At 41.5% G+C, this 13,202-nt stretch carries 15 protein-coding genes; 3 read left to right on the top strand and 12 right to left on the bottom strand.

Annotated elements, in window-relative coordinates:
* Positions 1-69 precede the first annotated feature (69 nt).
* Positions 70-294, bottom strand: a complete 225-nt coding sequence (rpmE, locus tag ACN20O_RS02390; protein ID WP_491636839.1) for a 50S ribosomal protein L31 — start codon at positions 292-294, stop codon at positions 70-72.
* Between the two features lie 116 nt (positions 295-410).
* The gene (locus ACN20O_RS02385) at positions 411-701 is read right to left on the bottom strand and encodes a hypothetical protein (protein ID WP_491636837.1); all 291 of its coding nucleotides are present in this window, start codon (positions 699-701) and stop codon (positions 411-413) included.
* 117 nt (positions 702-818) lie between these two features.
* Here ACN20O_RS02385 and rpmG point away from each other — a divergent pair, with 117 nt between their 5' ends.
* Together rpmG and ACN20O_RS02375 are read left to right on the top strand one after the other, a co-directional pair.
* Complete coding sequence (gene rpmG / locus ACN20O_RS02380) at positions 819-998, top strand: 50S ribosomal protein L33 (RefSeq protein ID WP_102244260.1); 180 nt, start codon at positions 819-821, stop codon at positions 996-998.
* 219 nt (positions 999-1,217) lie between these two features.
* On the top strand, positions 1,218-2,672 hold the full coding sequence (locus ACN20O_RS02375) for an HD domain-containing phosphohydrolase (RefSeq protein WP_491636834.1): 1,455 nt from the start codon (positions 1,218-1,220) through the stop codon (positions 2,670-2,672).
* On the opposite strand, the gene ACN20O_RS02370 is transcribed toward ACN20O_RS02375, so the two are convergent.
* Both ACN20O_RS02370 and ACN20O_RS02365 read right to left on the bottom strand, forming a co-directional pair.
* Positions 2,669-3,697, bottom strand: coding sequence for a DUF4340 domain-containing protein (locus ACN20O_RS02370; protein ID WP_491636831.1), 1,029 nt, complete (start codon positions 3,695-3,697; stop codon positions 2,669-2,671). The two genes, ACN20O_RS02375 and ACN20O_RS02370, sit on opposite strands and share 4 nt — an antisense overlap.
* A 5-nt stretch (positions 3,698-3,702) precedes the next feature.
* Entirely contained in the window at positions 3,703-4,494 is a 792-nt protein-coding gene (locus tag ACN20O_RS02365) for a hypothetical protein (RefSeq protein ID WP_491636829.1), read from the bottom strand.
* A 208-nt stretch (positions 4,495-4,702) separates the two neighbouring features.
* Here ACN20O_RS02365 and ACN20O_RS02360 point away from each other — a divergent pair, with 208 nt between their 5' ends.
* A complete protein-coding gene (locus ACN20O_RS02360) occupies positions 4,703-6,397 on the top strand; it encodes a S8 family serine peptidase (RefSeq protein ID WP_491636827.1) in 1,695 nt (564 codons plus the stop codon).
* A gap of 3 nt (positions 6,398-6,400) precedes the next feature.
* Here ACN20O_RS02360 and ACN20O_RS02355 read toward each other — a convergent pair whose 3' ends face one another.
* The 8 genes from ACN20O_RS02355 to ACN20O_RS02320 form a co-directional block, all read right to left on the bottom strand.
* Positions 6,401-7,798 (bottom strand): sensor histidine kinase, encoded by a 1,398-nt coding sequence (locus ACN20O_RS02355; protein ID WP_491636825.1) that lies wholly within the window; start codon positions 7,796-7,798, stop codon positions 6,401-6,403.
* Positions 7,795-8,295 carry a hypothetical protein gene (locus ACN20O_RS02350; RefSeq protein ID WP_491636823.1) on the bottom strand — a complete coding sequence of 167 codons (501 nt, stop codon included), beginning with the start codon at positions 8,293-8,295 and terminating at the stop codon, positions 7,795-7,797. Before ACN20O_RS02350 ends, ACN20O_RS02355 begins: the two co-directional genes overlap by 4 nt.
* Before the next feature lie 88 nt (positions 8,296-8,383).
* Positions 8,384-8,617: a 50S ribosomal protein L28 gene (rpmB, locus tag ACN20O_RS02345; RefSeq protein ID WP_102244253.1), complete on the bottom strand. Its 234-nt coding sequence runs from the start codon at positions 8,615-8,617 to the stop codon at positions 8,384-8,386.
* Positions 8,618-8,761: 144 nt separating this feature from the next.
* Positions 8,762-9,232 carry a 2OG-Fe(II) oxygenase gene (locus ACN20O_RS02340; protein ID WP_491636820.1) on the bottom strand — a complete coding sequence of 157 codons (471 nt, stop codon included), beginning with the start codon at positions 9,230-9,232 and terminating at the stop codon, positions 8,762-8,764.
* Positions 9,229-10,248 (bottom strand): SPL family radical SAM protein, encoded by a 1,020-nt coding sequence (locus ACN20O_RS02335; protein WP_491636818.1) that lies wholly within the window; start codon positions 10,246-10,248, stop codon positions 9,229-9,231. Before ACN20O_RS02335 ends, ACN20O_RS02340 begins: the two co-directional genes overlap by 4 nt.
* Complete coding sequence (locus ACN20O_RS02330; protein ID WP_491636816.1) at positions 10,238-11,299, bottom strand: 5'-methylthioadenosine/S-adenosylhomocysteine nucleosidase family protein; 1,062 nt, start codon at positions 11,297-11,299, stop codon at positions 10,238-10,240. The genes ACN20O_RS02335 and ACN20O_RS02330 overlap by 11 nt, the downstream gene beginning before the upstream one ends.
* On the bottom strand, positions 11,299-12,507 hold the full coding sequence (locus tag ACN20O_RS02325) for an ABC transporter permease (protein ID WP_491636814.1): 1,209 nt from the start codon (positions 12,505-12,507) through the stop codon (positions 11,299-11,301). The genes ACN20O_RS02330 and ACN20O_RS02325 overlap by 1 nt, the downstream gene beginning before the upstream one ends.
* Complete coding sequence (locus ACN20O_RS02320) at positions 12,504-13,196, bottom strand: ABC transporter ATP-binding protein (protein WP_491636812.1); 693 nt, start codon at positions 13,194-13,196, stop codon at positions 12,504-12,506. Before ACN20O_RS02320 ends, ACN20O_RS02325 begins: the two co-directional genes overlap by 4 nt.
* Positions 13,197-13,202 lie beyond the last annotated feature (6 nt).

Raw genomic sequence — 13,202 nt, 5'->3', positions numbered from 1 at the left:
AGGCTAAAGAGAATGCAGTTTGTGGACAAAGTAGACAAAAAAAAGGGCCCCTTTCGAGGCCCTTGTGAATTACTTCTTTTTTGTAGTTGCAGCGTAGTCTGTACCGAACTTCTTTTTGAATTTTTCAATTCTTCCTTCAGTATCGATTACTTTTGTCTTACCAGTATAGAACGGGTGACAAGCAGCACAGATGTCGATTTTTTCTAGTTTAATTGTTGAACCAGTTGCATATGTAGCTCCGCAAACACAGTTTACAGTTACAGCTTCATACTTTGGGTGAATTCCTTCTTTCATTGTAGACCTCTTTTTATAGTGATCTCTGCTTTGTATACAGAACCAGGTTTTTTGTAAGCCAGTAATATGGCCAATTTATAGTCTTTAGTCAATAGGTTTCAGCTTGGTGGCTTCTTCTAGTGAGCTTCGCAGCTGGAGCACCCGTCTCCAGTGGCTTTTGCACCAGCATCTTTCATATCCCAGTGTCCATATTTTTCATTTAGGACTTGTAGGGCCTCTTCCAGTGTTTTGTGAGCACTTTGAAAGAGCTCTGCGTAATCCTTATCAGTCATGGTGACCAGGTATTGAAACTCGACTCCCGGAAGACCTTCTTCGGTTTCAATAGGAGCGGCCCCAAGGGAGATGAACGCCCTTAGAGGATCAGAGTAATAATGCGATGATGTCCAGTTTTCGTGCGTGATATTCATAGATTTCTCGCTTTTTTAAAAAGGTTTAACAATTTTTGGTTGTCATGCCAATGCTAAACGTGTAATTTCACCTTTGTTAATTTTTTTACGTGTTATCACGTTTTGCTGGAGGCAGTTGTGGCTAAAAAAGGTCCTAGAGTAATCGTAACGCTTGAGTGTACTGAAGCTAGAAAAGAAGGAAAATCTCCTTCAAGATATACTACTACAAAAAATAAGAAGACGACACCTGACCGTCTTGAACTTAAGAAATACAACCCATTTCTAAGACGTCATACTCTTCATAAAGAAATTAAGTAGTTGTTTGAAGAAATGCTCAACAAGAGCATTTTTATTCATTTTGAAAGATTAAAAAGGATTACTTCCTTTTTTAAAAGTTCAAACAGCATCTAAATAAGATCTAATCAAATACTCTAACTCACCGGAAAGACTTGTCTTATCGGTGAGTTTTTTTCTTTAGTTTTTCCTCTGAAAAACCGATAAATCCGAGTAGGAAACGCGTTTTTTGAGGTTGAAACCTTGGCTTTAAAACTTCTCATTGTTGACCCTGATGAGGCTTGGAACTCCAAGTCAAAAACTTATTTCGTCGAGCAAATGTATGAAGTCACCACTGTTGTAAATGGTAAAGAAGCTCAGCTTGCCATGTACAACGACAAGTTTTTCGCCGTCATCATGAACTATGCAACCGAGAATCATTCGTGCATGCAGGTTCTCAAATTCATCAAAACTAATTATACAAGCCAGCGCGTGATCATTGTCATCGACGATAGAAAACTTATCGATGACGGTGAAATCACTGAAGAGAAACTCTTAAAGCTGGGAGTGACGGAAGTTGCTGTCAGGCCTTTTGAGGTTCCTTACTTAAAAGAGCTGCTTGAAGGTCACCAGTCTCTCTCTGATTTAATGTCTTCTGTTCCAAAGAAAGAAGGGGTGAGTGAAGAGAAAGAAGTGTCGATGAATGATGAGAGTTTTTCAAAAATCAGAATTGATGAATTCTATTCTTCTCAGGCCGTGCTCTTTGATATTTACATTAAACTCTCAGATAACAAGTATCTTAAGATTCTGCATACAGGAGATACGTTCTCAAAAGAGCGCCTGGATAAATATAAAAATGAGAAGAAAGTAGAGTCGCTTTATTTCCACAATAACGACCGCAGAAAGTTTATTCAGTACAACAACTTCTTAACCAAGAAATTAATCGATAATAAAAATGTTCCTGCCTACAACAAAGTAAACGTTTTAAAAAACGTAACTGAAAAATACATCGAAGAGGCCTTTACTGTAGGTATTAAACCTCAGGTTGTTGAGCAGGGAAAAGAAGTCTGTGAGAACGTCTTCCAGCTAGTAGAGTCTCAGACGGACCTTTATAACGTTCTTCGTTCGTATCAAAATTTTGATCCGACGGCATACTCTCACGCTTTCCTGGTAACACTTTATACAACGGCCATTATTAAGCAATTCGAATGGCAGTCAAAGGCCACGATAGAAACAGCGGCTATGGCCTGTATGTTTCACGATATCGGCAAGACCAAGCTTCCTCCAGAATTTATCGGGCTCAGCACGCAGGATATGACCCCAGAGCAATTCGAGATCTACAAGAAGCATCCAGAACTAGGCTTTGAGATTGTAGAGAACATCAGAACGCTTAATAACTCGGTTAAACAGATTATTCTTCAGCACCATGAAGCTTTTGATGGAACTGGATTTCCTTTTGGAAAGAAGGGGAGCAAGGTTTTAACACTCGCGAATATTGTCTGCCTGGCAGATGACTTCGTTCATATTATGATTGACCACAAGCTTCAGCCAACTGAGGCCCTAAAAAAGATCCTGATAAATAAAGAAGGGGTCAAGCGCTACAACTCAATCCTGATTGAGAAGTTTATTAAGGTCTTCGTAGACCCTGATAAGCTCAACAAGGACACTGTTCTTCCTTCGAACTCAAGAATTGTGAACGGTTCTAAAAAAGCTTCTTAATTCTTTGGAGCTGATTCCAAACTCTTTAAGCTGTCATTCTTAAGCTCAAAAAGATTCTGGGCGTCTTTTTTAATGACGTAGATAATGGGAGCGTGGTTTTCGATGATCAGGAAATGCCCTTCATCTTTTAGGTCCACATCGGGAAGTGATTTTGTGACATCACTGATCTGATAAGTGTATTCTTCTTTTTTGTCTTCGGCCATCACTTCCAGTTTGATTAAGTGAGTAGGAGGCGACATAAGTTTTTGAACGGCCTTCTTCTGAGCATCTGTGGGCTCTTCGATAACATGTGAGCTCTTAAGCTTAATGAAATCATCCAGCATATCTTCTAAGCGAGTGGCATCCAGTGCTTTTTCTTCAGCGCTTACCCAAACATTGTCCTTTTTATGTACTTCGAATTGGGGAGCGTTTGAGCCTTGCTTAAATAGCTTGAAGCTGGTGATGGCCTTGACATCGACATCAAAGACATTCGATTCAATCAAGTCTGCAAGAGTGATATTTTCCAGCGAGATGGAAGGGGCTTCAACGTGATAGATTCCAGTTTTCCCCGAGATCTTCAGGTAAGTCGAGTTATCAATCGTGTTCATAATCCCGACACTCAGGATGATGCTCTTTTGACCATCGTCAGTCAGAGTCAGGATGGCCGTAGGCTTATCCAGAGAGAAGTTTGAATTGTTGGCCGGATCATCGATTAAAAGCTTTTTTGTCTTAATCGTATTTAAAGAAGAAAAAAGTTTTTCAATAAAAAGTGAGCTGGTAGAAATGTCTTTCGGGCTAGTCATGTGCCACGGAGTTGCCGGGTCAGTTCCTACGCGCTCAAAAGTGTATTCACCCAATTTGTTTTTTAAAGAGAGGTGAGTGATGGTCTCGAGTTCTTTATTATTAAATACCAGTGACTGTTCAATAAATTCGTTATGGGTTTTGACCGGAGTTTTTAGCAGGTCAGATAAAAAAGCTGTGGCGCCAACTAAAAGTAGGAAAGCGACCAGGACGATATTAGAAAGCCATTTCTTTTTATGAAGCATGGAGATTATAGTCCTAGGTCATCCAAGTCATTAAAGTCCCCATCTCCTCCGTCATCTTCAACAGCAGCAGCCTTTTTAACCACTTTAGAGATGTCAGGCTCAATGGACTGAATAAATTGTCTAAGAAGGGCGCGCTCTCCTTCCTTAAGGAAGTTGAACTTAACCAGCATTCTGTGGGTGTAGTTATTTTGGCTGATGATTCGGCTCTTGATATTAAACGGACGACAGTAGATGACGTCGGCATTAATAATAAAAGTCTTTGGAATACAAAACTGAATCACGATAGACTGGCCTTCAGTAAAGGCCTTATTAGAGAAGAAAAACATTTTATCCATACTGATTTCAGACAGGATCGTTTTTCCTTTCGAAATTTTATCATCTGAAAGGTTTACCGGGGCTTCGATACCAATGGTGATGACATTATTGTCGGCACCAGGAGCAGGGGAGTCACCGTTCATTGAAACGACATTGTCAGCACCTGCTTCTGAAGGAGCACCTTCTTTGGCTTCGGCCTCATCAGGGTTTTCCATCGCAGCCGCCATGGCCTTTGCCATTTCATCTTCACCGTCAGCTGGAAGATCATCGCCAGATTTTAACTGAACGACATTGTCAGGTAATGCTATTTTTTTAGTGTATTCATTTCTGAGTTCATTAATTTTTTCTTCCATAGATTCAGGAAGAAGTTCGCCGGCATCAATCTTTGCTTGAATGCGCGACTCAATCTCATCTCTAAGAGACCAGATTTTAAGGGAGATTTTTTTGATCAATACAGGGTCAGAAGAACTGTTGTGTATCATATACAGGAATTATCACCTCAACCTGTAAAAAAAGATAGATGGCCGTTTTTCGGAAAAAAATACCTTTGAAAAAAGTCTGGGCAATTTGGCACCACCCTATAAACTTGTTTATAGACCACATTTCTTTAAAGAAGTTTGATTCAAATGTTCAGGTAATAATTCTGACAAATGATGACGGATCTACAATTGCTCCAAGGAGGGAGAAGTTATGAAGAAGATGCTATTAGGTTTATCGACTCTGGCATTAGCGACAGGAGTGTCTGCTACAGAGGCTAAACATGTACCGGGCGAAATCGTAGTTAAGTTTAAAGCAGGAAAAAGCAAAAACTTTTTATCAGCTAAAACTCTTTCATCATTAGGTATTCAAGGTCAAAGAGATATTAAACTTTCTTACGACACGCTATCTGTATTAAAGGTGTCTGAAGATAAGTCAATGGCGTCTGTTATTGCTTCATTAAAGAATAACCCGAACGTTGAATTCGCTGAACCAAACTACATCTATTCAGTAAATCCAATTAAAGAGCAAAACGTAGTTTCTAAGAAACTACTTAAGTCACCATTCACTGACTTTACAGCAGCAACACCAGACGATCCTAGTTTCGGAAAGCTTTGGGGTCTAAGAAACACAGGATCTAACGAGCCAAATGGATCTGCCGGAGTAGAAGGGGCGGACGTTAACGCTCTTAAGGCGTGGGATATCACAAAAGGATCAAGAGCGGTGAGAATCGCTGTTATCGATACAGGTGTTGATTACACACACCCTGACTTAAAAGCTAATATGTGGGTCAACACAAAAGAAATCGCAGGAAACGGAATTGATGACGACGGCAACGGATTCATTGATGACGTTTACGGATACGACTTTGCTAACAATGATTCAAACCCAATGGACGGAAATGGACATGGGACTCACTGTTCAGGGACAATCGGTGCTGTTCACGACAACAAAATCGGAGTTTCTGGTGTAATGTCTGATGTTCAGATCATGGCCGTTAAATTCTTAGGTGATGACGGATCAGGATCTCTTGAAGGCGCAATTAAAGCTATCGATTACGCAACAATGATGAACGTAGACCTAATGAGTAACTCTTGGGGTGGAGGAGGACGCTCAGAAGCGCTTCTAGACGCTATTAAGAGAGCTTCTGATAAAGGGATCATCTTCACAGCTGCAGCTGGAAACAGCTCATCTAACAACGATTCATCACCTTCGTACCCAGCTTCTTACGATGTACCAAACATGGTAGCAGTTGCAGCGACAACGGCACAAAACGGTCTGGCATCATTTTCTTCTTATGGAAGAAACTCAGTTCATATCGCAGCTCCAGGGCACAACATTCTTTCTACTGTAAACGGTGGTGGGTATGATGTTTACTCTGGAACTTCAATGGCCACTCCACACGTTTCAGGGGTTCTAGGTCTTCTACTGGCTAAAGAAGGAAGAATGCCTCACTCTGTAATGCGTGAACGCCTGACTTTGACAAGTGTTCCAGTAACTGCTCTAAGAGGTAAAACTCAAACTGCGGGAAGAATCGACGCTTACAACCTTCTAACTGACGTAAGACCAGAAAGATCAGGGCCAAAGAACGATGCATGGAAGAGGCAAACTCTTGAATCATCTCTAGAGTCTGATCACCCATACTCAGACAACATGAACGTTGCTAAAACAATTACTATTCCTGGTGCAAAATACATCAGAGTAAAAGTAGCGAAGTACGATCTTGAGCAAGGATACGACTACCTAAGAATCGCTGACGGAGCTGGAAATACTGTAGAGAAAGTAACAGGTGCAGGGACTAACTACACAACTGACTACATCGAAGGCAACACTGTAACAATCAACTTCGTTACAGACCGTTCAATGACTAAATGGGGTTACTTAATTCAAGAAATTGAAGTGCAGTAAGTGTTAAGAAAGAATTGATGAACTATCGGGCCCGCGATCTTCGCGGGCCTTTTTATTTTGGAAGGTCAAAATAAACTGAGTATGAGTCGACAAGCGGTTATAGTGAAGGTCTCCACCGTGCTCGCGCATGATTTTTTTAGATATCGAAAGGCCAAGCCCTGTTCCTTCAGCAGATCCTTTGGTCGAGTAGAATGGATCAAAGATGTTTTCCACATGGTCTTCATGGATTCCCAGTCCACTGTCTGTCACTGAAATCACAATTTTTTCCGGTGTTATGACACTTTCAAGCTTGATCCAGGGATTAATAGTCCCGCGAATGGCGTCAGTGGAGTTATTAATCAAATTTGTGAGCACCTGGACAATCTGGATTCTTCTGGCAAGAATCTTGGTGTCATCTGGAATGCTACTAATTTTAAAATCAATTTTCTCATCGTTAATTTTTTGGCTTACCAGGTCCTGAACTTCTTCATAGATAGTTGAGAGTTCAAAATATTCAAAGTCATCATTTTCTCCGCTTTTTGACATCGTCTTAAAGCTTTTAATAATGCCCTGGATGCGTTGAGAGTTGCGCTTGATGATTTCAATGTTTTTAAGAGACTTGTCGCTGGTTTGTTCCTGTGAAAGAAGCTCATTGTGAAGAATGCGCAGCCTTCCATCAATAACCATTAAAGGAGAGTTAATTTCGTGAGCGAGCTCGGCACTCATCATCCCCAGAGTTGAAAGGCGAGTCTGAAGGACTAATCTTTCGTGTTGAAGATTGATTTTTTTATTCAGGCGGTATTTCACGATCGTGAAATAAATAAGCACCAACTGGATCACTACAAAACATAGGGTCAGCCCGTAGAAAATATGCAGGTTTCGCACTTTAACTTTGGAAAAAGCGTGAAGCTTCATGGCCTCATCCACCCAGAGGGAGCTCTCCTCCTCATGCATACTGGTAATGAGGGTTGTTGTCTTTTCAATCACTGCGTGTAAAAGCGCTTTATTTTCCAGAGGACGTTCGTTGGCAAAAATCTGATCATAAAGATCTGTCAGTTCAGTGAACTGTTTTTCAAAAGCATTTGAAACACGCGCTGTTTGATTTAAGCTCTGTTCAGATAAGAGAAGGTGATAGTTAGACTTGGCGCCAAGGACCTGGTCTTCGGCAGTAGAAATCAGCTCAGGGTCTTTATGCTCTAGACCCAGAAGAATATCTGCGCGTGAATGGTTAAGTCCATTAATAGACTTGAGAATAAGCCTCGACTGGAAGTGAGTCCTGAAGGTGTCATCCTGAATGGCCGCATTCTCGCTCGTGCTCTTGTAACCTAAAATGATAAAGACGATAAAAATAATCGTCATGATCAGGTTCAGGAGCACTCCCGTAATGATGGAGTTGCGGTTAAAGTCGTTGAGTTTCATCATTTTTTAGAAAACTCAAGGGACTTCACCTGCCATACCCAATAAATACCGATCTTAAGTAATAAGTCTTTATGAATGATTCCATTAACTGGAGCAACAATCCTGCCTGGCCCCATACGGTCTACAGTTAAGTAACCCTTGTCATCTTTGTAGCTCATAAAAAGATTGGCACTGATGATGTCTGCTTTTGGTATGTCGACTTTGTAACCGTCAATGGCCACAACTTTTAAAGTTTTAAAGTCTGGTTTTGCATAGGCCTTTACTAATTCATGTAGGTAAAACCCGTAGAAAACAGTTTTAATATTTTTATTGTAGGGATCGAATATCGTGACTGATTCAGGCTTTCTAAACGACTCCATGTCTTTAACAGAAATGGCCTTAGGAGCTGAGGGAAGAAGCTCTCCAATAAGATTAATTTTTTGTCTTGGAACTCCGTCTTTGGCAAAAAGAGAAGTGGCGATCGTGAGAGAGGTAAGTAAGACCAGCATTAGTTTTTTCATGAACATCTCCTAAATTGAAGACAACTAATACCCAAAAAAAAGGCTTCCGTAAAAGGAAGCCTACTTTTTTTTAAATTTTTTTAATTTATTATTCGAAAAGGTGAGCGTTTTTCTTAACGTACTTAGTGATTGAACCAACTTTATCAAGAGTACGGATCGCTGCAGAAGAAAGTTTTAGACGAACAACTGAACCAGTCGCTGGATCGAAAACTTTTTTAGTATGTAGGTTAACTTGTTTCTTAGTTTTTGTTTTGTTGTTAGCGTGAGAAACTTTGTTGGCAAGTAGTCTTCTCTTTCCTGTTAAATCACATGTGCGTGCCATAAAAAATCCTTTATTAAAGATAGTAGTTATTTATTAAATTCTTAAAAAGAGTCAAAAAGATAACTCAATAGGGGCAAAATGACAAGAAGCTTTCTATACTCATTTATTTAGCTCCCTGTGTTAGCCGCTTTCGCTGCCCCTTGTCTAGGAGCACCATCCGGCAATGACCACCCTTTTTCCCTCTGTAACTGCACTCACCATGTGCTCAAATCCATAAATTCCCGTTTTAAAGATCAGGATCGTTCCCATCGGACGGGTAGTGATTTTATGGTACTCCGGAAGGCCTTTGGGCCTAAATCTCAGCTCGCCACCCACTGTTTGGGCATGGTTTTGAGTTAAAGAAAGGGAAAAACCCAGGATGCGGGAACCGTCATCGTGCCAGATTCCGTCTTCATCTTCGGGGGCACTCCTGATGGCGATGATGTGTTCGATACTCTCAAAGTCTAAAAGCGGTTTTAAGAAGTCAAAGAGGACTCCGCCTGGTTTCTCTGCTTTTAGGAAGTACTGATCGAGCTCGCGCCAGTTTTCGGCCTTTAAAAGAGAGATGATTTCTTCGTTTAAGGGAAACTGTCTTTCGATGATGTGATTTTCTTCGAGTTCAAGGTCTTTAATCATTCGTCTTCCATGCACTCGTAGATTTTTTCCACCGGAACTCCGGCCTCAACTAACAGGGATTTTACTTTGCCTAGAATCCACATTCTAGTGGGGCGGTTGTAGCGGATTTTGTTGTCGAAGCTTTTTACAAAATCATCGATGAGAAAATCCGAGTCGGGGTAATTTTTTAAGACCTGATGGTAAACGTTTTTAGTAAAACGAACCACGCCGATAGAAATATAACGGATGGCCTCAGGAGGAAGAGCGAGAGAGAGTTGATGGATCAAGTCGGAATAGGACTCTTCCAGCTTGTCGTCGTAAATAATCGGGTCAAAGTGAATTCCGATAGGAAAGCCGCGCTCGTGCAGGTCGCGAATCGCCTGAAGTCTGGCCTTTAGGCCCGGTGTTTTTAAGTCGTTCATCTTGGCCCTGTGTTCAGGCGCAAGGGAGAAGCTCACTACAATATTAGGAGAAGGCTCGAGCTTAATGAGTTCTTTAATGTTCACTGATTTAGTTCTTAGTTCCAGGTAAGCATTCGGCAGATTTTTAAAGAGATTAAAGTAGTGGGGAAGTTCACCTGTTAAGTGAGTCAGCGCTAATGAATCGCTGTATTCTCCAGCGTGAAACCAGATTTTTTCGCCTGGATGATTTTTAGCATGCTCGTCTGCTAAGCGCTTAATCTCGTCGCCAATTTCTTGGTGATTAAGAAAAATCACGATGTCGGGAGATTGAAAATATCCTTGCAGGTAGCAGTAGTTGCATTCGTAAATGCAGTTATAAGCGTGAACAAAGTAGTAGTGAGGCTCACCTGATAATCCATAAGCTGGAGGAGCTGGCTTAACGAGCTGTCCTTTTTTCTCTCCGATAAATAAGTTGAGATTGGTGCGTTTTTGTAAATACGGTTTTTTGACTCTGCCAAAAACGTCTTCAACTTTTTTGATGAATTTAAATTCACTCTCGGGAAATCTCGTTTGGATTTCCTGAACTTTCGGGTGTGATTTTAAATGCTCTTCAATGAAGATTTTTTCAAACATCATCGCCCAGGTTCCCTTGGAAGATTTCTTTGATCTTCTGGTAATTAAACTGCTCCAGAGCGAGAATGAGTTTCTTTTGATCTTTGGTGTTTCTGATCTGGAAATTGAGCTGAACATAGTCTTGCTCTAATTCAGGATCAAAACTCACTTGAGCACCTGTTTCAATCAGTGGTTTTAGATTCTGAGTGATTTTTTCTTTGATTTTAGTGATGAGTGGATTTAGTTTTTGATCCAGTCTCATGAGAAGGATTTTACTTAGTTCTTTAGGAGTGCGCTCCAATCCTTCTCTTTCAATGATATTTGAAAGAGTGGTCAGAATGTCTTCTTCACTCATCGTTTTTTTTATTGCAAGACCTCTAAGGACGGTATGAAGTTTTCGCGCTTGTGATGTCGTAAAATAAAGCTTGGGGTGGGTGAGAAGCTTATCTTCCAGCGTTTCGGCCTGAACCGCGACGGCTTTTTTCACTGTCTTTTCTTCGCGTTCTAAAAAGGCCTGAAGCATTTTTTTAGAAAGGGCAGGGGCTTCTTCTTTGACTAATTTACAGAAATCATCAGACTCTGCTTCATCAGAAATAAGCTTTAAGGCAAAGGCCGGAAGAGAAAAAAGGTGAGCGGCACTCATAATCGACCAGAGTTCGCGGTCAACCATGTCGGCAAAACTAGAAAGCATTTTCTTTTCTTCGAGAGTTGTGACTCTTGAATAAGCGCTGATGCAATCGAGGCCAGAGTGTTGAGTTGTCGTAAAAGACTTAAACTCGCATCTCTCAGCGTTTTGAGCATAACTTGATCTCACCCAAGCGGTATCGCCGATTTTAAGTTTAGGACTTAAGCTTCCAGCGATTCCGATATTGATGACTTCATCTAACTCTTCTTTGAAGTTGGCGATGACGGCAACGGTTTTTTCGCTGGCGTCTTTTAATCCTTCACCAGTAATAAGCAGGTAGTATTTTTTTGTTTTAAAAAGACCGCTGAAATAAAATTCAACCGGGGCAAATTCCCATTGATTGAAGAAGGCCTGGGCCTCTCCTCTGTGAGCGAAAACTAAAAGTTTCATTATTCGTACCTTAAAGCATCAATCGTCTGGATACGTGCGGCCTTTCGTGCGGGCCAGACTCCAAAGATAAGTCCGGTGAAAAAAGAAAGGAAAAAGGCCGGAGGAATGATCCAAAACGGCGGGCGCATATCAAAGCCAGGAAAAAAGAAGAAAAGAGTATAAGTGATCACAGCTGAGATAAAAATCCCCACGAGTCCGCCTGAAACGGAAATCACCACGGCTTCAATGATAAATTGTTTTAAGATGTCGCTTTGGCGTGCACCCACGGCCCGGCGGATACCGATTTCTCTGGTTCTTTCAGTGACCGACACCAGCATGATGTTCATGATCCCGATACCACCAACTAGCATCGAAATAAGAGCGATGGCCCCAAGAGCGTAGGTCAGCATGTTTAAAATCGTGTTCATACTCTCAAGCATAGTCACTTGAGTGATGATGGTGAAGTCTTCCTCGCCGTTGTGGCGCTCTTTTAAGATTTCTGTGATGTCTTTAACGGCATCATTAAGACCATTTCTGGTTTTAGCTGCGGCCCTGATACCAAAGAGCCTATCGGTGTTAAATAATCTAAGAGCAGATTTCGTCGGAATGAAAACCATGTCATCGACGTTAAAGCCCATCTTATCGCCGGTAGGTTTAACGATCCCGATAACTCTGTGTTCACTGTCGTTAACTTTGACCAGCTGACCTAAGGCCATGGATTCGCCGAAGAGGTTTTTCTTAACGTTGTAACCTAAAACGACCACACGTTTTCCGGATTCATCATCTTCTTTGCTGATGTAGTTTCCTTGAATGATGACCATGTTAAAGATCTTGATGAACTGGTCATTTGATCCAAGGATGTTGATGTTGTTTGTCCCTTGTTCGGTTTTAACCACACCGGCGCCGAACATGACACCAGAGACGGCCGAAAGGGAAGTGGCGTATCTTTGCAGAGCCTCAACGTCGCTTAAAAGAAGTTTTCCTTTACTCGAAGAAACCGGAGGACCCATGGTTGATTCTTTATCAGTTCGCCCGGGTTGAAGCATGATCATGTTCGTCCCGAGACTTTCAAATTCATTGGTGATGTAGCGTTTTGCTCCCGTCCCGACTGAGACGAGAAGGATCACGGCGCTTACCCCGATAATCATTCCAAGCATCGTCAGCATTGAGCGGAGTTTGTTTTCCACTAAGGCTTCAAAAGAGTTGATGACAATTTTTTTCATGATCATACGGACTCCTCACGGATTTTTCCATCTGACATGCGCAGGACGCGTTTACATCTACGGGCCACGTTATTGTCGTGGGTAACAATGATAACTGTTACACCTTGTTTATTAAGTTCTTCAAACAGGTTTAAAATTTCTTCTGACGTTTTTGAGTCCAGCGCCCCTGTTGGCTCATCGGCCAAGAGGATTTTTGGATTGTTCACCAGTGCTCTGGCGATGGCCACGCGTTGGCGTTGTCCACCTGAGAGTTCATTGGGAAGGTGGTGAACGCGCGAAGCGAGTCCAACTTTATCCAGAGTCTGGAGGGCCATTTCTCTTATCTTAGCGTCTGTAAGGTCTTTATTGTAGGCCGAAGCATACTGCATCGGCATTTCCACATTTTTTAAAGCAGAAGCTTTGGGTAGTAGGTGGAAGCTTTGGAAAACGAAGCCAATCTTTTGATTGCGGTAATGAGAAAGCTCATCATCGTTCATCTCGGTTGTGTTTGTTCCATCCAGATAGTAGGTTCCATCGCTTGGAAGATCGAGCAGACCAATGATGTTCATCATGGTTGACTTCCCTGAACCTGAAGCACCAACGATAGATGTGAATTCACCTTCGTTGATTTTAATCGAAACATCATTCAGGGCATGAATCTCTTCTTCACCCATGATGAAATTCTTATGAATGTTTTTTAATTCGATAAGAGACATTTTAAT

The organism is Bacteriovorax sp. As-1, assembly GCF_058446905.1.
Note: the sequence above shows the minus strand (reverse complement) of the source record. Positions and strands in the feature narration are given on the sequence as shown.